Raw genomic sequence first — 20,018 nt, forward strand, 5'->3', positions numbered from 1 at the left:
AAGTGACGGCACCCGCGCCGGCCTGGCGCCGCCAACGGGGTCCCGCGCCGGAAATGGATCTCATCAGGTGTCGAGTGGAAGTTCCAACAGCCCCTCTGGGGGCTGGAAACCGAAGCCCTGATAGAGCGGAGTGCTGCGCTCTGACGGCCAGACGATCAAGCCCTCGAGGCCGGCGCTGCACGCATGCTGCTTCAGCGCCTCGAGGAGCGCCGAGCCGGCTCCCTTGTTCCGTTGCGACGGCAGGACGAAGAAGTTCGTGACGTAGCCGTACGGGTTGTTGTCCAGGTAGGGCTCCGGCATCCGCTCCACCAGGCAGAGGAAGGCGTGACCGCAGACTTCGCCTTCGGTCTCCGCGACCCAGGCCAACCAGTGGCCATCCCTGAGCCGGTCGCGGATCCAGTGTTCTGCCTCTTCGAGGGGCCGCGCCGGAGCCGGCGGCCGCCCTTCGTGGTCCTCTTGCTTGAACGTCCAGCGCAGTTCTGCCAGGCGGCGCGCATCGGCGGGTCGGGCCGGGCGCACGGTGAAGTCAGTGGTCATGGGGCGAGTTTCCGTGCCGTACGGCTTGGTGAGAAGCCGTCCCGGAGATGACCCGCACGATCTGGCGGGGGGGCAGCATCAGCTGGTGGGGGGTGTGACCTGCTTCCAGTCCTCGACGACCTTCGTCACGAACATCCCCCGTACCACGCGCCGGGTGAGCACGACCGCTCCTTCGCCGTACTCAGGCAGCTCTTCGAACGCCTCCGCCGCCGAGTCACAGACGAGCTTTCTCCCCTTCGCGTTCTGGATGACCCATTCCCTGTCATGGCTGACGCCGATGCCAGTAGGCACTGACATGAGCGCCACACCTCCTCGACCTCCACACATTGCGCATTCTATGCAAATCGGCCCATCTCGACCGTCAAGGCAGGGAGGGCTGATACACAGCAGACGCCGACCCGACCCGTGCGCTGACCCGGGCCCTCGGACGGCGCACGGGTTGTCAGAGGCCGCGCCAGATGTTGTCGAAGGCAGCCTGCTCGATGCCCCGCTTCTGTCGTTCGGCCTCCAGTTCCAGCAGTGCGTCGTTCACGGCGGCAAGCACCGTCGCCACCGCATAGTCCGCAACCTCTGGTGGCTCTCCGGTCCCGCCACGGATCCCCAGGCCTTCCGCCAGGCCGACAAGGACCGGCTCGGCGGATTCCCAGCGCTCCACTGCCTGATGGCGGGAGGGCGAGGCGACGAGGACTCTCTGCCCGTCTCGGAAGGTACGACCCCCTTGCCGCGCGACCACCCCTTCCGCCTCGAGGGCGGCCATATAGGTCCCGGCCAGGGAGTCACCCCTGCGCCACAGCCAATCGCCGACCGACTCGTACGGCTCTTCCATCATGAGCGAGGCGGCGGCCTCCACCAGGAGGCGATCCGCCGGGAGCGGCAGGTGGCCCGGCACGATGCGGCCGCCGTCCAATCGGATGGTCGGGCTCTCCAGCAGGTCGATCAGCTCGGCTCCGGCGAGCGCGAGCGAAAGGTCACCCGGTCCGATGGGGCGGCTGCCCGCAATGTCCATGGCGACGATCAACAGATCCCGCGGCGTGGCTCATGAAAGCCTCACGTCCCAAACGTCGTGACCGCCAGGCCCATGCGCGGGCCGATGCCCTTGCTGAGAGACACCCTCGCGCCCTCGTGGTCGGCCGCTATTTCAGCAGTGATTCCATGTGGTGCGCGGCGTCGGCGGACGCCTCATCGGGAGTCCGGCTGTTCTCACAGGCGACCATATACGCGGCATACCAGTCCCACCAGTGGTGCTCTGGGGCCGATGCCTCGTACGGGCCATGGCGCTCCGAGGTTTCGTGCAGAAGTGTTGCCAACGCGGCTACGTCCACGGCTATGGCCTCCTGACTTGTCATCGTCCAGGCAGTCGCTCCTGCACCTCTTGCATCAACCACCCGTTTCCGTCCGGGTCGCTGAACGAGGCGTAGGAGGCGTAGCTTCGGCCGTCCGGATCGCGGCCGTCGACCTGCACTTCAGCGCCGGTGTCGTAGACCTTGTGGAAGATTTCGCTTACCTCGACACCGTGACTGACGAGGTCGGCGCGGGCTTTGTCGAGGTCGTAGACCACGAGGTAGCCATCGGCCGATCCAGGGGGCGCGGAGACGACCCCGCGGCCGAAGATGATCGAGCATTCCGACCCGGGCGGCGTCAGCTGGGCAATCCGGAATTCCGGGCCGGCCTCGAAGTCCGCATCGAGCCGCCATCCCATGCCCTGGTAGAAGCTCAGGGCACGATCGACGTCGGCGACCGGGATGAGGTGGACCTCGAGCTTCATGTCCACGGTCGCCTCTTTGACGCCGCCCTGTGCACCGCTCTGCTCTTGAGTGCTCATAATCGTTTTCCCTGCGCCCGATTGCCCAGAAATCCATGAGGACGTGGCCACGCAGCTCTGGGCGGCCGAGCGGCTTGGTATCGAGGCCCCGCCACACAAGAGGGCATGTGTGATCGGTCGGTCAGGCACGGGCCTACCGGAGGGAACGGAAGACCGTGCGCAACTCATCCACGAGGGGTTCCGGCTGCTCCCAGGCGGCGAAGTGCCCGCCCTTGGGCAGCTCGTTGCAGTGACCACCCCGTGCCACCTACATCCCACGTTAGACCGATGGGGTACACGATGCACCCGGGACAAGCCCCGAGGTGCGCTGTGGCTGTACCCCGTGGCTGCACCCCGGGGGTCTGGAGTTCGCGGGACTTTCGTGACGGGTCGTGAGTTCTTTCGGCGGCCTGATCCGGCCGACCGGACCGGTGGTGGACGGACCGGTGGTGGACGGACCGGTGGTGGACGGACCGGTGGTGGACGGACCGGTGGCGGACGGACCGGTGGCGGACGGACCGGTGGCGGACGGACTGCGGGTCGGCTGTCGCGGCGGGTGGTCACCGGGCTCCACGGGGTGAGGTGTTGCCGGTCAGCCGGGGCCGCGGGCAGGCTCCGAGTGACCAACGCGGCCCGGCACGCCGACCCGAGGTCACACGCCCGAGTCCGAGCCCGCGCCCGCACTCGCACCCGTCCCCGCGCTCGCCCCCACCCCCGCCAGTACGGCAACCGGGCCGCCCGACATCGCGCGGGCCATCCACCCGGAGGAGCGCAGGGTCTGCACGACGAAGGCGCCGCGGCCCACCCCGAGGGTCCGCAGGGCCGGGCCGTGGTCCACCGCGACCAGGGCGGCGGCGCCCCAGCAGTCCGCGCCACCCGGCCGTCACCGCCCGGCGGGCAGGCGGGGGCAGCCCGGCGAGGCCCTCCCGCAAGCGCAGGCAGTGGAACAGGACGTGCCGCCCCTCGTCCGCCAGGATCCGGCCCGCGACCTCGGAGGTCAGCGGGTCGGCGGCGCCGTCGCGCAGGGCCCGGTAGTACCCCAGAGCCACCACCTCGGCGATCATCAGCACCAGCAGCTCCACCCGCAGTCCGAGCAGCCGCCGCACGCGGACGAATACCGCGTCGCTCCAGTGCCCGTCGAGGGTGCCGGCTCCGCCGGCCGCCAACAGCAGCTTCAGCATGCGCGCGTGGTTCTGCTCATCGGCGATGAAGAGCCGGACGGCCTCGGAGTAGACCGGATCGCCCGCGAGGTCGGCCTTGCCGGAGAGCGCGGAGCCGTCGCCGTCCTCGCCGACCTGGAACTTCTGGATGCTGCGGACGATCTCGGCCGGCAGCTGCGCACCCTTCCCCCAGTCGGGGTCGCCCAGAGCCGCCCGGCGCTCCCGCTCGGCCTCGAACTCGCCCACCCACGCCTCGTACCCAGTTTTGATCATGTTCAAGAATCTACCGACTGTTGAGCGTGTTCAAAAGGATGGGAATGTCATGGCCGCGTAACAGAACCGGCCGGCGGGGATCTACGGACCGGCGACGACATATGCCGGTGAGTGACTTACCATCCAGGCATGAGTGATCGTGCGATGCAGGAACCGACCCTCCTCCTCCTGACCGCCTTGGCGGACGAGCCCCGCCACGGGTACGCGATCGCACGCGAGGTGGAACTGATCTCGGGCGGACGCGTCAAGATGCGTACGGGCACCCTGTACGGAGCCCTGGAACGCCTCCTGGGTCAGGGACTGATCGAAGTCCACGAGGAGCAGATCGTGGACAGCCGGCTGCGGCGCACCTACAGCCTCACCACCACCGGCCGCCAGAGCCTGGCCGCAGAGGCGGAGAGGATCGCCGCCACCGCACGCGAGGCCGCTCGCCGCCTGGGCGTCTCCGGAAAGACGGCCACGGCGTGAACCCTCGTCTGCTGCGCCTGTACCCCGCCGGTTTCCGCCGCGCCTTCGGCGACGAGATAGCCGAGGCCTACCGGGAGGCGACCGAGGATGCCGGCCCGGTCACCCGCCTGCGGGAAGCCGGAGACATCGTGGCGCACGCGCTGCGCCTTCGCCTGGGGGTGGGGTCCGCGCACCGCGGCGGACGCCTCTTCGCGGCCGCGGCGCCCTTCGCGCTGGCCGCGACGGGCGCGCACGCCGCCTTCCGGCTCGCTTCGACCGTCAACCTCGCGTACGTGAGCGGACAACCCGACTTCGCGGATCCCCTCGGCTACGCGATCAACGGGAGCTTCCTGCTCACCCTCATCGGCGCGGTCGTGGCACTGAGCGGACGCTTCGCCGTCGGCGCACGGTGCGCCTTCGCCGGAGCGGCCGGAACCGCGGCCTGCCTGCTCGTCGCGGTGCTGCCGGGCGCCCTCGACATGCCGCTGGAACACGCGGCCTACCTCGCGCCGCCGCTGCTGGTCGCCGCCATCCCGCTGGTCTGCCCTCGGACCTGCGCCCACCGAGCCGGATCAGGAGCGCCGCGGGTCTCGTGGCGCTCCTGCTCTGGGCTCCGCTGTCGTGGTGATCCTCGCCCTGCTCGATGCGGGCGGGCTCGGCATGATCGTGCTGTGGCGCTTCACCGTGGCGGTGGCCGCCGCACTGGTCCTGGCGGGGCGGCCCGCCCTGTCCGGTGTCCGCACCGCAGGCCAATTCGCCCTGGCCGCCACACCGTTCCTCGTCACCGGCTACTTCGCCGGGGGCGGCGGGCGAGGACACCGCGCTCCCGTGCCTCGCGCTGCTCGCGTGCACGGCCCTGGCCGATGCGCCTGTGGCGCCGCAGGAGCTCCGACTGCGGCCGGTCGTCGCCTGAACCCCGCGACTGCTCGGGACCGCGCGCAGCCGTCGCGGGGCCGGGTCCGGTGCGCGGTCCCGCTGCCCGGGGCGGTCGGGCGCGTGTTCCACGCCGGCGCCGACGCGGATCTTGGACTGGCCGTGCGCCGAGTTCCTCCCAGTCGTCCATGAAGCGGGCGGCCAGCCCGACGCTTCGCTGGCGAGGATCGAGCGAGGGTCTGGGTGCGGTAGTAGAAGTCCTCGCGCAGCACCTGGTGTTCGGCGCCGGTGGTGCGGTCGAAGGTGAAGTCGAAGTAGCCCCCGGGCGCCAGCACGCGGCCCACGTGGGCGAAGCACTCGTCGATGACGTCGATCGGCGAGTGCGAGAACACGCTGTGCGCGTGGACGACGTCGAAGTAGTCGTCGGGGAGGAAGTCCAGCTTCAGGTTTTTGGTGATGGTGAGGTGCGGGACCTTGGCCTGCAGCCCCCGGTCGGTCAGGGTCTGCTTCGCGGCGATGAGGATGTCGGGCGAGATGTCGATGCCGTAGTAGTGGCCGGCTTCGAGGTAGTCGATGAAGCGCCAGCCGGCGCGCAGGTTTCCGCAGCCGATGTCCAGCATGCGCGCCTCGGGCGTCAGGCCGTGCGCGAGGAGGTAGTCGAACTGCATCCGCCCCAGCGCGAGCCAGCGCTCGTGGGTCTGGCTGCCGACGGCCGCCTCGGGGTTGCGGCGCGTGTCCGAAGGCCATCACGGCCCGGCCGGCCGCTCCACGTGTGGTCGGGGTGCCGGGCGGCCAGTCCACCGGTCACGGGCGGCCCGCTTCAGGTACGGGGCGATGCGGTGCGGGCGGCTCGCGGCGTAGCGGACCTTGTGGACGAGGGACTCCCGGTTCGCGGTGAGGTTCTTCCTTGTGGCCATGGGCACTCCATCTCCGTCGCAAGGCGAATCTCCGGCTGCAGGCAGGTGCGGGCTGCAGCCGGGAAGGATCTTCAGGTCTCCACCATACGTCGCCAGACCGGCCATCGCCCTGGCCACCTGAGTGACACTGCGCAGGCGGGGGTCCCCTCGGGTGCGCAACGATGCGCCCGCAGGGCACCGCTGCGGCGCGGACCCACATACGCGAGGGGGCGCACCCGGGCCCCCACTCAGGGGGAGAGGATCGCCGAGGCGGTGGTCCGCCACCCGGCGACCGTTCTGGCCGCGAGGTACAGCACGCGTACGCGCTGGAACTCGCTGCCGCCGCTTGTCATGTCGCGCCCAGGTCACCTCGATGAGCGCGGACCGCTCGTTCAGGGCGCGCACTTCGGGATCGAGCGCCGTGCTGCCTCCGTAGCCGGCGTCCCGCAGGGTCTGCAGCTCGTGGGCGAGTCCCGCGGCGAGCGCGGCATCGGAGGCGAGCACGGGACATGGGCGGCGTCCGTGGTCATGGTGATCGGCGCATCGAAGTAGTCGAGCAGCGGCGCCGGGTCGGTACGCCCGGCGGCAGCCAGGCCGATGAAGGTGGCCACGTACTGGTCGAACCAGGTCCTGACGTCCGCTTCGACTGCGGAGAGATCCGTGTGCGGCATGCGCTTCCTTGCTCTCGTGCAGGGCCGGGCCGACCGCCGACTCACCCGGACGGCCCAGCAGAGAGTCGGCGGATGTGTGGAGTGTGGCGATATGTCCCAGATTGCCACTCGGTGCGCCGCGGGCCAACGCAACGCGCCCGCCGGCCGGGGTCCGGCAGGCGCGGTGCTGCGCGAGCCGGCGGCTCAAAGGCGCGACTCACCGTCAGTTGCCGTTCTGACACTATGAAGAGATGAAGAAGAGCATGCGTCAGACCGTCGGTTCCGGGTCACCGCTGGAGCCGCAGATCGGCTTCTCACGCGCGGTGCGGGCAGGAGACCACGTCGCCGTTGCGGGGACGGCTCCCATCGGGGACGACGGCTCGACCGTCGGCCCCGGCGACGTCCACGCCCAGACGGTGCGGTGCCTGGACATCGCCGAGAAGGCACTGCAGGACGCCGGGGCATCGATCGAGGACGTCGTACGGACCCGCATCATGCTCACGGACGTGACGCAGTGGAAGGAGGCCGCACGCGCGCACGGCGAGCGGTTCAGCTCCATCCGGCCCGCGTGCACGTTCGTGGAGGTCTCCCGTTTCATCGACCCCGACTGGCTCGTCGAGGTGGAGATCGACGCGGTGATCACTCGGGAACGGAGCTGATTCGCTGAGGAGCCGAAGGGGGCTGAGGGGGCTGAGGGGCCGCGTCCGCGCCGCGGATCCGGAGGAGGAATCACCGAGGTGGCAGCCAACCACACTGTTGGCGTTGCCTCTTGATCGAGGGGAGATGTCACATGTCATGGAGCACGTTTCGGATCGGCGGGGACCTGGAGGTGGGCAGGCTCGGGTTCGGAGCGATGCGCCTGCCGACCGGGCCCGGCCCTGCCCGTGAGGCCTCCCTCGCGCTGGCGCGGAGGGTCGTCGAGCTGGGCATCACGCTGATCGACACGGCCCACCTGTACGGCTGGGGAGCCAACGAGGAGCTTCTCGCCGAGGCCCTGCACCCCTACGCGGAGGGGCTGCTCATCACCACCAAGGTCGGCGTCGCGCGATCGGCCGCCTCCGGCGAGGGGCATCTCGACGGCCGGCCGGACGAACTGCGCGATCAGGTCGAGCAGGGCCTCCGCCGGCTGCGCGTGGAGCGGATCGAGTTGCTCCAGCTGCACCGCATCGATCCCGAGGTACCGCTCGCCGACCAGCTCGGCGCGTTGCGGGAGCTCCAGGTCCAGGGCAAGGTCGGCCGGATCGGCCTGTCGGAGGTGACCGTCGCCGAGCTCGGCCAGGCACGCGAGATCATCGAGGTGGCGAGCGTGCAGAACCGGTACAGCCTGGTCGACCGCGCACACGAGCCGGTGCTCAAGGCCTGCGAGGCGGCGGGGATCGCGTTCCTGCCGTGGCGGCCCGTCGCCGGAGCGGTGTCCGGCGCGACGGCCGAGATCGCCGCCGTGGCGGCCGAGCTGTCCGCCACCCCGGCGCAGGTCTCGCTCGCGTGGCTGCTCGACCACTCGCCGGTCATCCTCCCGATCCCGGGCACGGCGCGGCTGGAACACCTCGAAGAGAACCTCGCCGCGGCGCAGCTCCGCCTGTCCCCGGCCCAGCGCGACCGGCTAGGCCGTGTCTGATGATTGATCAACAGGGTGCTGTGGCGGCTGCGGACCGGTGCTCCGCAGCAGCAGGATCCTCACTGCGCCCAAGCGGTACGGACCGTGGCAGACCGCCTACGAACGCTCCGCCCCCTGGGAAGCCGGTTGCACACGGGCCGAGCACCGAAACGTCGTGGAACGCTGCTTCGAAACCGCCTCAAACAGTTCCGGGCCGTCGCCACACGGTTCGACAAGCTCGCCACCCGCTACCAGGCTGGACTGCATCTGAGTTCGCTCATCTCGCGGCTACGCGACCCGGTGCCGTGACCACAGAGCGAACAGACGTCGCCGCCTGCGAGGTTGAGTCGTGAACGCCGCTTGCGGGACACCCAGCGCATCGAGCCGTGACATGAGCTGAACCTCTTGCTCTGATGTGACAGCGATCCACAGGGCTGTGCCCGTGTCGCTGGCGCTGAAGATCTCTCGACCCTGTCGCCACGCCTCGGCATGAATCGTGTAGGGAGCCATGGCCAGAAGCACGTCGAATTGCGTGTCGTCGCGGACATCGATGTCGATCCCCATGCCAGGGTCACCTTTCGCAGAGCGGACGCCCTCGGCCACCTCGTTGGAGGCCATTGACAACACCTGCTCGTACGCGGGCGCCACTTCCCGTGGCCAGGCGATATCACTGTAGGCATCGACGTAAGCCGTCTCGATGCTCGCGACACGGACGTCCGCCTCACGGTGAACACGTACCACGTCTGCTGCCTCCAGGCCGTCTCGGAGGAACAGGTTTCGACGTGGTTCATCGGCTTCGCTGGTCATGCGGATCAGCCTTTCACACGCCGATGTCGTCCGTTTGAAGCGCCTGACCTTCGCGGCTGTGGCTGCCGTTGTGGCACGCAGCTGACGACTTCGCTACGCAACAGGCGCAACGCAACCCTCCATGACGACCGGACGACCGGACGACCGGACGGCCTGCCGGCTCCAGCCGCCCGGTCGGGGATCCCTGATGCGGGGTGGGACCAGATCGGGCCGTTGGCGGAGCCGCTCGGATCCGGATTTCGGACCGGACCGGTCCGCTTGCCGGATCGCCCGAGGGCTGCCGCGCCGCTGGTCGCGTCACGCGGTCCGGGACGGCTGCTCCCTCGAGGAGCCGGATGCGGAACAGGTCGAGGACCGTGGTCGAGGTCGGCTGCCGCGTGGGCTGTCCGGGTTCGTCGATGAGTAGGTGCTCCGTCAGGACGGAGTGCGGAGCGAGGGCGCTCGCCGGGTTCGCGGCCTCGGCGTCCAGCTCGACAGCGACGAACGCATCGCCGAGTTCGCGCCGCAGGTACGCGAACCGGTCGCCGGGTACGAGCCGGTCGCCCCGGAAGCGCAGCCCCAGGACCTGGAGCCCGTCGCGCTCGCAGCGCCGGCGGACGACCGCGAGTTCCCCGGGGCTGATGTCGATGGCTCCCGCGCGGCTTCGGGTACAGGCCAGCGGAAGCGACGGCTGGGACAGCACGGGGGCGACGAGGCGTTCGTCCGTGGCCATGGCCAGGGCGAATCCGCCGGTCAGGCACATGCCCACGGCGCCGACTCCGGGGCCGCCGCAGCGCTCGTGTTCGGCGGCGGCCAGGGCGCGCAGCCACCGTACGACGCGTGAGCTCCGTCCCGTGGCCAGCAGCGTGAACTCCCTGCTCACGCAGACCTGCCACAGCGACGAGGCCAGGGAGCGGCCGACGCTCGGCCAGCCGACGGCGGCGGGATCCGTGTCACGGCCGGGCTCGCCGAAGAGCACGGGCAGCACGGCCGTGCAGCCGGACGCCGCCACGCGTTCGGCGAATCCGAGGACCTTGGGGGTGATGCCGGGGATCTCCGCCATGATGATCACTGCGGGGCCGGTGCCCCGGCGCAGTAGCCGGCGGGTGGCTCCGTCGTGGGTGAACGTGCTCTTCGTGAAGCCGGTCAAGTCGTGGTCTGCCATGCGCCCTGCTCCTTCCCTCTGCCCTTCTGGATCCACCTCAAATTACCGATAAGTAGAGGGGTGTGGGGTCTCACGCTTCTGCGAACTGCGGCGCGACAGCTACCGCGCGCCGCTTCTCGGCACATCGGCCCCGGCGCGGCACCGGCCGGGCCACGTCTGCACCTTGACCTCAACCAAACCTGAGGTCCTAGCTTCGTTGCAGAGCCGCAGGAGCCCACCGGCGGCACTTTACGAAGAGGTTCGCCATGACCGAGCACACCGTCCCCGTCGAGATCCCCGACCGCTACCGCTACGCCGTGGTCCCTCACATCATGGTCGACGACGCAGCCGCGGCGATCGACTTCTACCAGCAGGCCTTCGGCGCCCGTGAGGAGTTCAGCTCGACGCCCCGGGAGGCGGCGTCCTGCACGCCGAGATCAGCATCGGACGGTCGGCCCTGATGCTGGGAGACGCCGGCGTGGACGAGGCGGAGGCCGCCTCCTTCGCCGCGCCGGCTGCCCTCGGCGGCACGTCGGTGACGCTGCACGTCTTCGTGCCGGACGTCGACGGCCTGGCGAAGCGCGCGGAGGCCGCCGGCGCCGAGATCCTCCAGCCGCCGACGGACATGTTCCACGGCGACCGCACCGTCATCCTCAAGGACCCTTCGGGCCACATCTGGGTCTTCCTGACCCACATGGAGGACGTCTCGAACGAGGAACTCCGGCGTCGTCTGGCCGCCTTCGCCGAGTGACGGGTGCGGCGACCGAGCCGGCCTCCGACGAGAACACGCGCGATGTTTCAGCCGGTGCGCGTCCACAGGGTGAGGTCACTGCTCGTGGCGACCGCGAGCGTCCGCCCCGACGGGGAGAAGCCGACTGCCCGCAGTTCCAGTAGGAGGAGTGGAAGATGTGCCACCACCGCTCGCCGTGCGGGCCGGAGTGAGGCAGTCCGCCATCGGTGGAGAGCAGTACGCGGTCATTCGGCCAGGCAGGGCTGACGACTTCCAACGTCCAGCCGTCGGCGGTCGTATGGTGCAGGCCGCCACCGTAGAGCCCCGCAATGTGCACCCAACTGCCCGATACCGGACCCAGACCGGGGCAGACGAGGCCGGGCGTCGCGTCCGGGGTGCTGTACTCGGGGTCGGGGTCCCGGTCGCGCACGATCTTCTCCCCCGTGACCGTGTCGAAGAGGCCGTGGCCGTCACGCGAGACGACCATCACCAGGTCGTGGCCGGTGTCGGCGTGCGAGGCGAAACCGATGCCGAGAAGGCCCCCGACAGGGACACAGGGATCGAACACCGGTCGCCAGGCAGCAGGGGCCGGGACCACGGGGGCGGCGAGCAGCCGGTCCCGCAACTCTTCCTGATACGGGGACAACCCTGTCGTGCTGCTGACCGACGCGGGAGTCGACTCCGTGTTCCATTTCGCCACCGGGCCATGATGCCGCAGGACCCCGCCCGGGCGAGGTGGAAGACCGGGACGGACCGGGACCGGGACCGGGACCCGGACCGGTGTCTATGCTGCCGGAATGATCAAGCCTATTGAACTCGTGATATTCGACTGCGACGGTGTGCTGGTCGACAGCGAACGCATCGCGCTCCGCATCCAGGTCGCCCTGGGAGCGGAGTTGGGGTGGCCGCTCACCGAGGACGAGATCGTCGAACGGTTCATCGGGCGCTCCAGATCCTCCATACGCGAGCAGATCGCCGCCCGGCTCGGCGAGGGGACGGCCGACCTCTGGTGGGAGCGGCTCGAGCAGCACCACCGTGAGGCCGTGGACACCGGGTTGTCCGCCGTCGACGGACTGCCCGAGGCGCTCGACGCGATCACCCTGCCGACCTGCGTCGCCTCCAGCGGCTCCCACGAGAAGATGCGGCACACGCTCGGCCGCACCGGTCTCTACGCACACTTCGCGGGCCGCATCTACAGCGCCTCCGAGGTAACCCACGGCAAGCCGGCCCCGGACCTCTTCCTGCACGCCGCACGGCAGATGGGTGTCGACCCCGCGGCGTGCGTGGTGGTCGAGGACAGCCGGCCGGGCGTCCAGGCCGCCCGCGCCGCCGGCATGCGGGCGTTCGGCTATGCGGGCGGGCTGACCCCGGGCGAGCGGCTCGAAGGCGCCGACACCATCGTCTTCCAGGACATGCGTGACCTGCCCGGTCTCATCGCCGGAGGGTGACAGCGGGCAGGACGGCACGGGCCAGCCGCTCCCCCGCCCGATCACCAGGGAGGTCGGGCGGGCAGGCGGACGGACGGGCTGGCGGGCCGGCGGGAACCGCTTCGCGCACACGCCCTGAGCAGGGCTTCGGAGGCTTCCTCTAGAGTGCTTCCGTCCCCGTACGCGCCCGTGGCCCCGGCCCCGCGGCACGTGCCGATCCCACCGCGCCGACCGAGGAGCAACCGTGACCGACCTGGCGTCCATATCCCTGCAGCAGGAGATCGCCCGGGATCTCCAGGTGAGCGCGTCCTTCGACGTGGAGCAGGAGATCGAGCGCCGGGTGGCCTTCCTCACCGCCCAGCTGACCTCCACGGGCCTGCGCTCGCTGGTCCTGGGCATCAGCGGTGGCGTGGACTCCACCACGGCGGGGCGGCTGTGCCAGCTCGCGGTCGAGCGGGTGCGGGCCGCCGGGCAGGACGCGACGTTCTTCGCGATGCGGCTCCCGTACGGCGCCCAGGCCGACGAGAAGGACTGCGCAGCTGGCGCTGGAGTTCATCCGGCCCGACCGGATCCTGACCGTCGACGTGAAGTCCGCGAGTGACGCCGCGCTGGACGCGGCGCTGGCCGGCGGAACGGTCTTCCGCGACGCGCACCACCAGGACTTCGTGCACGGCAACATCAAGGCCCGGCAGCGCATGATCGCCCAGTACGCGGTGGCGGGCGCGCACGAGGGTCTGGTGGTGGGCACCGACCACGCCGCCGAGGCGGTCTCCGGCTTCTTCACCAAGTTCGGCGACGGCGCGGCCGACGTGGTGCCGCTCACGGGCCTCACCAAGCGGCGCGTACGGGCCTTGTCGCAGGCTCTGGGTGCGCCGTCCACGCTGGTCCTCAAGACCCCGACCGCGGATCTGGAGACCCTGAAGCCGGGCCTGCCCGACGAGGACGCGCTCGGCGTCGCCTACGACGACATCGACGACTTCCTGGAGGGGAAGCCGGTCGAGAGGCCGCCCTCGCGGCCATCGTCCGCCGCTACCGGCTCACCGAGCACAAGCGACAGCTGCCGATCGCCCCCTGATCCCCGAGGCCTGGGACGCCTGGGGGCGCCCGGGCAGTGCACTCGTCCACGGCCGTCAGGGTGACGGCCGTGGAGGTACCCCCGACACGGATCACCCAGGGGCGGAGGCCGTTCCGCCGCCCCCGGTCGTCAGAGCCGTACGGTGCGGGCGAGCGCGGTCATCACGGCCCGGGTCTTGGTCTCACCGAAGGCCGGCGGGCTGATGTCTCGCTCACGGAGAGCACGGCCGAGCCGCTCCTGGACCTCGGCCGCCTCGGCGATGGCCGTGCGCACCGAGACCTCCAGGAAACGCAGGCCCTGGCCGGTGGTCCATTCCTCGATCGCCACGGTGCCGGGCAGCCCGTCCCACTCCTCCTTCCATTTGGCCGCGTGCACGGGACCGAGCGCCGTCAGGCCGTCGAAGCGGTCCTCGCCCGGCCCGCCGGCGTCCGACAGGTCCAGCAGCTCCAGTTGCTCCAGCAGGCCCAGTAGTTCCAGCTGCGGCTCGATGAGCATCCGGTCGGGTGAGCCGGCCTCGGCTTCCAGCGCCGACCCGAACTTCCCCTCCGCCTCCAGCGAGGCCGACAGCATGGCCTCGAACGCGGGGCCGGTCCGGTCCTCCTCGATCCTGAACTCCCAGTCCTCTCCCTCGCGGCTCTCCCGCCAAGGGGTCGGCAGCGCGGGACACGGCCGCAGCTTCACGGTCATGTCCGCATCACGCTTGGTTTCGAGCTCCTCGTTGTCCCGGCGCAGGCGCAGGATGATTCCCCGGTCCAGCAGGGGCAGTGCGACGCCGTCGCCGGCCGACCTCTCCGGCCGGTCCCAGAAGTGGATGACGCGATGGCGCGCCTCGTCACGGTCGAGCGCCAGCGCCTCGAATGCCGCCCCGGCCTCCGCACCCGCGAAGCTGATCTTGATCTCTGCGGCCTCGGCCGCGGGGGACTCTCCCATGGGGCCGTTATCCCACGGCGGGCGGAGGCACGCACCTGCGCGTCCCCCTCCCGAGCAGGCGCGCGAACGACCAGGCCCGCCGGAACGCAGCGGACGCGGACGGGCGCCCGCAGGGTCTCGGCGACCAGCTCCAGCTGGTCGAGCGCCTGCCCTCAGCGGTGCGCGATTACCCTGGGCCGGACGCAGGTGATGCCGGGCCACTGCGCACGGCAGGGTGCGGAACCGCGTGTACGGAGCAGAGAAGGGCGGGAGATGGATTCGGCAGAGCGCCACCCCTCCAACGACCAAATGACTGGGACGCAAGAATGGGAGCCAGTGGCGGCGCTCCCGGACGGTGAGCCCGAGCGGAGTTTCCACGGGCAGTGGCAGTACCGTTCGCGGCTGAACGTGCCCGGGCCGTTCTACACGGCCGGCGCGGACAGCGGCTGGACCGGGCGCGGGTACGCACCCCGGCACGTGCTCTACGGCGACCGGCTCGAGGGATACGGCGAGTTCGTGTACCGGCAGCCGAAGACCCCGATGAGGTACGCGCTCGCGCGCTGGCCGCAGCCGAGGACCTGCCGGCCGCGTGGGCCTGTGACGGCGACCTGCAATGGACGCCCGCTGCCGTGCGGGAGTGGTGGCACGCCAGAAGAGAGGTCGAGGAGTACATCGCGACCATGCTCGTGGAGTGGGAGGGGAGCGAGCAGGAGGACGAGCGCGAGGCGGCCGAGGGCTTGCGGGACTACGAGGCATACCTGGCCGGTGAGTTGGCGGACGACCTGCGGGCGTACATCTTCCGGCTGGAGCACGGCCGTTATCCGGGTGACGAAGACGTGCTGCCGGAGCTGTGAGAGCACGGAGAAGGGGCCGGATGTCCCGTGACATCCGGCCGCCCCTCACCGACATTCCCCGAGCCCGCACCAGCCGAGTGGCTGCCGGCCGGTCTAGGCGGTGGTGGACAGGATGGTGTTCTCCGGCGTGCGTGCCGTGGGCCGGGTGCTGCCGGCGACGATCAGAGCGAGTAAGACCGCGGCCGCCTCGCTCTGCAGGATCCGGGCGGCCTGCTTCGGCCGGCCGGGGTCGGGGACCGGGATGGACAGGGCCACGCACTCCGGGTTCGGGCCCGCGGTGATCGGCACGGCCGCGCACACCGTCCCGAGCGCGTACTCCTGCAGGTCCAGCAGCGGTGCGTTGGGCGGGCGGGTGTCGAGCTGGTGGAAGAGGGCCTGCTGGCTGGTCAGGGTGTGGGTGGTGAAGCGGGTGAGCCGGTGGCGGGCCAGATGGTCCTCCCGGTCGTCGTAGTCGAGCTGGGTCAGCAGGGCCTTGCCCACCGCGGAGGCGTGGGCGGCGGCCCGGAAGTCGACCCATTCGTCGACGACGGGCGTGGCCGGTCCATCGGCGTACTGGGTGATGGAGACCTCGCCGTCGGTGTAGCGGGCGACGTAGACGGCGGCGCCGACCGCGTCCCTCACCCAGGCGAGGGTCTCGCGCAGGTGCCCGCGGCCCTCTCCGCTCGCCGAATCGGCCAGCAGGAGCGCGTTGCCGGCGACGTACGCGTCCGGTCCGATCGGGGTGGCGAGGCTCGCACGGATCAGCTGCTCCATGGCCCGGGCGAGGACCAGTTGCGGCAGCCCCGTCTCGCGGGCGATCTGCGTCAGGTTCACACCGCCCGAGTAGCGGTTGATGACCTCCAGGACACGCAGTGCCTGGTGGACGGATTCCAGCGCGGCGGGTGCCGGGCGTCCTTCGGGGGACTTGCGGGCGGCGTGCGTCAGGTGGGGCTGCTTGAGTGCTTCGAAGGCCCACGCTTTCGCCTCGTCCGTCAGGTGCAGGGGATTGAGCCGTGCGTTCTGTGCGACGGCGACCGCGACCTGCGGCCCGGGGGTGAAGACCTCCCCCAGGTCGGGGTGTTCCTTGCGGGGCCGCGCCATCAGGGCTTGGCGCAGTCGCGTCGGGAGTCGGAACGGTGGGCGCCCGGCCCCGCCCGGGCCGCCCGTGAGGGCGGTGAGGTCCTGGGTCGTGATGGGCGGGGACGTCCAGATGACCGAGGCCCCGAGGGCCTCTTCGAGGCGTTCCGGGATCGGCGGCAGGGGCGGCAGGTGATCGTCGGGGGGCAGGGTCTGGGCCTGGCGCATCCAGTAGCGGGCGGTCGCGACCTCCGCACGGGAGAGGTGCTGGAGGTAGAGGCAGCGCGCGGCGGTCTGCGAGCCCGCGCCGGCCGCGTACTGGAACCAGAACTGCGCCCCCTCCATCCGGTCGGCCAGGTGGAGCAGGCAGCCGAACAGCAGCGCCGAGTCCACGCCGTGGGGCCAGGAGTCGACGTCCAGGGCGAGTTCGGCGAAGGACCGGCTCTCCACGAGGGACCAGGTGAGGTCGTCCAGGCCGCGGGCGGCCCGTACGTGGCAGGCGGCGTCCAGGACCAGGTCGTCGGTGGCGGTGGCGGCGGACCAGCCCGGCTGCCTCCGCGCCGGTACGCCTGGGCCGCAGGTGGTTCCCCGCGCCGAGCGGGCACGGTCGGCGACGATCCGGCGGGCGATCCGGCGCCGGGCGGCGCCCTCGTCGTATCCGGCGTACTCCTCCGCGAGCACCGTCGCGTCCTCCAGGGCCGCGTCCAGTTCACACAGCGGCATGTCGCGGTTGCAGGGCATGTCGCTCACTGGTCCTTCTCCTCTCCGGGGATCCAGGCCACCCCGAGCTTGCGGGACAGGGTTCGGCGTGCGCCGCGGATGTGCGAGCGGACCGTCGCGGGGGAGATCCCCATCATCCGGGCGACCGTGTCGGAGTCGTTGCCCAGGAGGAAGGCGAGCAGCACCACGTCGTACTGCCGCTCGGTCAGGCCGGCGATGGCCGCGTACAGCCCGAGCTTCGACTCCAGCAACTCCAGCCGTTCCCGGGAGGAACGGCGCAGCGCGGCGAACCACGCGGTCTCCACCATCGCGACCTGCCGGCCCAGGACCGCCAGCCGTCTCTCGACGTGCTCGCGCAGCACCGCCCACGCGAAGCCGTGGAGGCTCGCCTCCTTGAGCGCCTGGCGCCACACCTTCAGCAGGAAGGTGAAGACGTCGTCGACGACCTCTTCGGCGTCCTTGGGGTTGCCGAGCTGCAGGTGGGCATAGCGCAGGTAGGCGCGGTGCTGCTGGGAGTGGAAAGCGGTGAACTCCACCGGCAGCACACCGGCCAGCTCGCTGGAGACCGCCTGGTCCCCCGATGGATCGAATTCGCCCTCGCTCATACGCTCCCCCACAGCTGTTCGCCGCCGCTCACCGGTGCGGCGGCGGGGACGTCACGGACACGGATTTCGAGAAAACGGACCGCGGTGGCGACTAACAGCGCGAGGGGGACCATCTCGGCAACATTCACGTCGTCGCGAAACCTTCCAAGTGGACTAGGTGTAACCGGCATGCCTGCCCCCGGACCAGCAGCCGCGGAGCTCCAGGCGCTCCCAATCACCACCCCATCGGAAAACGAACCCGATCGTGCAGGCCGGTCTCCGAAAATCTTCGAAAGCAAGCGCATCCGCTTCGCTGCGCGCCCCAGTCCGCCCGCGCACGCCCCCGGCCGCCCCCGCCCGCCCCCGGTCGGCGCCGCTGCTTCTTTCACACGATCGGATGTCGATGCGGCCCCATCCGGTGGGACACGGCCCGACTCCCCCGCCCTCAGGACCGGATGCCTGCATGGTGGGTCCAGCTTCGGCGCCCCGGCACCTCCCGCCCCGCGCGCCCGTCTCATGGAAGGGCCTGTATCCGAATGGCGTTCGCGAGGACCCTGCTGCCCGCCCTGATCTCCCTGACTCTGGCCGCTGTTCCCGCCGCGCTCCCGGACGCCGCGGCCGCCGCGCTGTACGAGGGTCAGGTCCTCCACGAGACCGCGCTGTTCAGCGTGAAGTCCACCAACAACGCGGCGGCCCAGGCGTTCACGGTGGACGGCACCCGGCTCTCCCGGGTGAGCGTCTGGCTGGGCAGCGGGGCGGCGACGGGCACCGTGACCGCCCAGATCCGCCGGGTGCGCGCGGACGCGGGTTCGGTGATCGCCTCGAAGACCGTGGACCTCGCCGCCCTGGGCGGCGCCGGGGCCGGCTGGGTCGAGTTCCCGGTCAGCGCCTCCGTCACCGCGGGCGCCACGTACTACCTGTTCGTCCAGGCGACCACCGCGGAGAACAAGCCGGTCGCCTGGTACGGCACGCGCCGGTCCGTGCCCGGTTCGCAGACCAGTTGGAACTACGACCGGGCGTACTGGGGCGGCTGGCACGCCGATGCCTCCCGGCTGGCCTTCCACGTCGATCCCACCGGCAGTGAGCGCTGCGGGGAGACCGAACCCTGCTACGTACCCTCCTCCGCGCTCGCGGCCCGTACGTCGGGCCTGCTGGCCAACCGGGTGGGCGGTACCGAGGCGGTGCTGCCCTCCTTCGCCGTGGGCGCCTCCTACGTCGACGGGAGCAACGTGCTGCGCCTGCCCTCCGGCAGGTGGCGGTACCTGCCCGACGGGGCCTCGGCGTCGGTCGTGGTCGCGGCGGACGACCCGGGCGCCCTGGCGCAGGCCGAGGAGAGCCGCGCCTGGCTGGCCGCGGGCCGGGTGCCGGGCGCCACCGCCGCGCAGCGGGCCGCGGCGCAGCGTTCCCTGCTGTCGATGCGTGCGCTGCTGAAGCCCAACGGGGCGTTCGCCGCGGGGTGGTCGCCGCCGTGGGAGTACTCCTGGCCCCGGGACGGCGCGTTCGCCGCGGCCGCGTTCGCCGCCACCGGGCACGACGAGGAGGCGTACCGGATCCTGGGCTTCGACGCCCGTACCCAGCGGTCGGACGGGACCTGGGAGGCCCGTACGAAGCTGGACGGCAGCGGACCGCCCGACGCGCGGAAGTGGCAGCTGGACGGCAACGGCTGGGTTCCCTGGGCCACTTGGCAGTGGTACCAGGCGGCAGCGCCCGACGGGCGGGACGAACGGCTGCGCGAGCTCTACCCGATGGTGCGGAAGGCGGCCGACCACGCCGCGCGCTCCCTGGGGCCGGACGGGCTGCCTCCGGCGTCACCGGACTACTGGGAGCTGGACACGACGACCACGAACATCGGTACCGCCGCTCCCCTGCTGGCCGGGCTCAACGCCTCGGCCGACCTGGCCGCCCGGCTGGGCATGGACGGGGACGCGGAGCGCTGGGCCGACGCGGCGCGGCGGCTGTCCGCCGGGATCGCCGCCGCCTTCGCGCCGCTGGGGTACCAGCGGACCGTCGACGGCAAGCACGGCCGGGACAGCGCGGTGGCGTTCATGGCACCTCCGTTCAACGCCGCGCCGCCCGGTCTCGGCGAGGCGCTGGACTCCACCTACCGGGCGCTGCTGCTGCCCAACGGCGGCGTCTCGCCCGGCAACGACCCCGATTTCAGCTGGGGGTCGTACGCCTGGACGGCCAGCACCTCCTTCTTCGCCCTCGCCTGGTCGGGTACGGGCGAGCAGGCGAAGGCGGGCAGGGTGCTCGACTGGGTGCTGTCCAAGCGCAACGGCCTGGGCGAGCTCCCCGAAACCGTGAACGGGGCCGGTCATCCGTCCGCGGTGGCGCCCTTGGGCTGGACGAACTCGCTGGTCGTGCTCACCGCGCTGGCCCTCCAGGGCTCCGCGCAGCCCACCCCGCCGGCCCGGCCGGGTCCGGCGGCTTCCCCGGGTCCGGATCCGGCGCCGGGGCGGAATGAGTAGCATTGTCCGCCGCAGAACGTCGGTCACGTGC

General features: G+C 71.1%; 19 protein-coding genes and 6 pseudogenes. 11 read left to right on the forward strand and 14 right to left on the reverse strand.

Translation table 11 applies throughout. The annotated features are described in order from the left end of the window. Positions 1-63: 63 nt before the first annotated feature. The 4 genes from OG534_RS00865 to OG534_RS00880 all read right to left on the reverse strand — a co-directional run bounded on the left by OG534_RS00865 (position 64) and on the right by OG534_RS00880 (position 2,359). The gene (locus tag OG534_RS00865) at positions 64-537 is read right to left on the reverse strand and encodes a GNAT family N-acetyltransferase (protein ID WP_326586135.1); all 474 of its coding nucleotides are present in this window, start codon (positions 535-537) and stop codon (positions 64-66) included. Positions 538-615: 78 nt separating this feature from the next. Beyond that, entirely contained in the window at positions 616-834 is a 219-nt protein-coding gene (locus OG534_RS00870) for a hypothetical protein (RefSeq protein WP_326586136.1), read from the reverse strand. A gap of 145 nt (positions 835-979) precedes the next feature. Continuing rightward, positions 980-1,558 carry a GOLPH3/VPS74 family protein gene (locus OG534_RS00875; RefSeq protein WP_326593407.1) on the reverse strand — a complete coding sequence of 193 codons (579 nt, stop codon included), beginning with the start codon at positions 1,556-1,558 and terminating at the stop codon, positions 980-982. Between the two features lie 321 nt (positions 1,559-1,879). After that, complete coding sequence (locus OG534_RS00880; protein ID WP_326586137.1) at positions 1,880-2,359, reverse strand: VOC family protein; 480 nt, start codon at positions 2,357-2,359, stop codon at positions 1,880-1,882. Positions 2,360-2,730: 371 nt separating this feature from the next. Here OG534_RS00880 and OG534_RS00885 point away from each other — a divergent pair, with 371 nt between their 5' ends. Further along, positions 2,731-2,919, forward strand: a complete 189-nt coding sequence (locus OG534_RS00885) for a hypothetical protein (RefSeq protein ID WP_326586138.1) — start codon at positions 2,731-2,733, stop codon at positions 2,917-2,919. A gap of 71 nt (positions 2,920-2,990) precedes the next feature. Here OG534_RS00885 and OG534_RS00890 read toward each other — a convergent pair. Then, a pseudogene (locus tag OG534_RS00890) lies at positions 2,991-3,771 on the reverse strand (ferritin-like domain-containing protein). A gap of 129 nt (positions 3,772-3,900) precedes the next feature. On the opposite strand from OG534_RS00890, the gene OG534_RS00895 reads away from it, so the two are divergent. Continuing rightward, complete coding sequence (locus tag OG534_RS00895; protein ID WP_326586139.1) at positions 3,901-4,239, forward strand: PadR family transcriptional regulator; 339 nt, start codon at positions 3,901-3,903, stop codon at positions 4,237-4,239. Between the two features lie 993 nt (positions 4,240-5,232). On the opposite strand, the pseudogene OG534_RS00900 reads toward OG534_RS00895, so the two are convergent. The 3 genes and pseudogenes from OG534_RS00900 to OG534_RS00905 form a co-directional block, all read right to left on the reverse strand. Next, a pseudogene (locus OG534_RS00900) lies at positions 5,233-6,008 on the reverse strand (class I SAM-dependent methyltransferase); the annotation flags it as partial. Positions 6,009-6,329: 321 nt separating this feature from the next. Next, positions 6,330-6,425: pseudogene (locus OG534_RS38570) on the reverse strand (hypothetical protein); the annotation flags it as partial. After that, positions 6,380-6,658 carry a DUF6841 family protein gene (locus OG534_RS00905; RefSeq protein ID WP_326586140.1) on the reverse strand — a complete coding sequence of 93 codons (279 nt, stop codon included), beginning with the start codon at positions 6,656-6,658 and terminating at the stop codon, positions 6,380-6,382. The gene OG534_RS00905 and the pseudogene OG534_RS38570, both read right to left, overlap by 46 nt. Positions 6,659-6,888: 230 nt before the next feature. Between OG534_RS00905 and OG534_RS00910 the strand changes: the two genes are divergently transcribed. The 3 genes and pseudogenes from OG534_RS00910 to OG534_RS38575 all read left to right on the forward strand — a co-directional run. Further along, entirely contained in the window at positions 6,889-7,296 is a 408-nt protein-coding gene (locus tag OG534_RS00910; protein ID WP_326586141.1) for a RidA family protein, read from the forward strand. A 131-nt stretch (positions 7,297-7,427) separates the two neighbouring features. After that, positions 7,428-8,255: an aldo/keto reductase gene (locus OG534_RS00915; RefSeq protein ID WP_326586142.1), complete on the forward strand. Its 828-nt coding sequence runs from the start codon at positions 7,428-7,430 to the stop codon at positions 8,253-8,255. A gap of 145 nt (positions 8,256-8,400) precedes the next feature. Further along, positions 8,401-8,543 (forward strand): annotated as a pseudogene (locus OG534_RS38575) (IS5/IS1182 family transposase); the annotation flags it as partial. Here the strand turns inward: OG534_RS38575 and OG534_RS00920 are convergent. After that, positions 8,523-9,041 carry a hypothetical protein gene (locus tag OG534_RS00920; RefSeq protein WP_326586143.1) on the reverse strand — a complete coding sequence of 173 codons (519 nt, stop codon included), beginning with the start codon at positions 9,039-9,041 and terminating at the stop codon, positions 8,523-8,525. The pseudogene OG534_RS38575 and the gene OG534_RS00920 sit on opposite strands and share 21 nt — an antisense overlap. A gap of 13 nt (positions 9,042-9,054) precedes the next feature. After that, positions 9,055-10,185, reverse strand: a complete 1,131-nt coding sequence (locus OG534_RS00925; protein WP_326586144.1) for a dienelactone hydrolase family protein — start codon at positions 10,183-10,185, stop codon at positions 9,055-9,057. A 245-nt stretch (positions 10,186-10,430) separates the two neighbouring features. Here OG534_RS00925 and OG534_RS00930 point away from each other — a divergent pair, with 245 nt between their 5' ends. Then, positions 10,431-10,625, forward strand: coding sequence for a VOC family protein (locus tag OG534_RS00930; protein ID WP_326586145.1), 195 nt, complete (start codon positions 10,431-10,433; stop codon positions 10,623-10,625). Then, on the forward strand, positions 10,625-10,915 hold the full coding sequence (locus OG534_RS00935; protein WP_326586146.1) for a VOC family protein: 291 nt from the start codon (positions 10,625-10,627) through the stop codon (positions 10,913-10,915). The genes OG534_RS00930 and OG534_RS00935 overlap by 1 nt, the downstream gene beginning before the upstream one ends. A 47-nt stretch (positions 10,916-10,962) precedes the next feature. Here OG534_RS00935 and OG534_RS00940 read toward each other — a convergent pair. Beyond that, positions 10,963-11,540 (reverse strand): annotated as a pseudogene (locus tag OG534_RS00940) (hypothetical protein). 151 nt (positions 11,541-11,691) lie between these two features. On the opposite strand from OG534_RS00940, the gene OG534_RS00945 reads away from it, so the two are divergent. Further along, positions 11,692-12,342 (forward strand): HAD family hydrolase, encoded by a 651-nt coding sequence (locus OG534_RS00945; RefSeq protein ID WP_326586147.1) that lies wholly within the window; start codon positions 11,692-11,694, stop codon positions 12,340-12,342. 223 nt (positions 12,343-12,565) lie between these two features. Further along, a pseudogene (nadE, locus tag OG534_RS00950) lies at positions 12,566-13,396 on the forward strand (ammonia-dependent NAD(+) synthetase). 129 nt (positions 13,397-13,525) lie between these two features. Here nadE and OG534_RS00955 read toward each other — a convergent pair. Beyond that, positions 13,526-14,326 carry a hypothetical protein gene (locus OG534_RS00955; RefSeq protein ID WP_326586148.1) on the reverse strand — a complete coding sequence of 267 codons (801 nt, stop codon included), beginning with the start codon at positions 14,324-14,326 and terminating at the stop codon, positions 13,526-13,528. A 608-nt stretch (positions 14,327-14,934) separates the two neighbouring features. On the opposite strand from OG534_RS00955, the gene OG534_RS00960 reads away from it, so the two are divergent. Continuing rightward, on the forward strand, positions 14,935-15,159 hold the full coding sequence (locus tag OG534_RS00960) for a hypothetical protein (protein ID WP_326586149.1): 225 nt from the start codon (positions 14,935-14,937) through the stop codon (positions 15,157-15,159). Positions 15,160-15,252: 93 nt separating this feature from the next. Here OG534_RS00960 and OG534_RS00965 read toward each other — a convergent pair whose 3' ends face one another. Together OG534_RS00965 and OG534_RS00970 are read right to left on the reverse strand one after the other, a co-directional pair. Then, positions 15,253-16,083 carry an IclR family transcriptional regulator domain-containing protein gene (locus OG534_RS00965; RefSeq protein WP_442807201.1) on the reverse strand — a complete coding sequence of 277 codons (831 nt, stop codon included), beginning with the start codon at positions 16,081-16,083 and terminating at the stop codon, positions 15,253-15,255. A gap of 878 nt (positions 16,084-16,961) precedes the next feature. Then, positions 16,962-17,540, reverse strand: a complete 579-nt coding sequence (locus tag OG534_RS00970; protein WP_326586150.1) for an RNA polymerase sigma factor — start codon at positions 17,538-17,540, stop codon at positions 16,962-16,964. A gap of 515 nt (positions 17,541-18,055) precedes the next feature. Here OG534_RS00970 and OG534_RS00975 point away from each other — a divergent pair. After that, entirely contained in the window at positions 18,056-19,987 is a 1,932-nt protein-coding gene (locus tag OG534_RS00975; protein WP_326586151.1) for a hypothetical protein, read from the forward strand. Positions 19,988-20,018 lie beyond the last annotated feature (31 nt).

The sequence above is a fragment of the Streptomyces sp. NBC_01294 genome (genome assembly GCF_035917235.1).
Lineage (GTDB): Bacteria > Actinomycetota > Actinomycetes > Streptomycetales > Streptomycetaceae > Streptomyces > Streptomyces caledonius.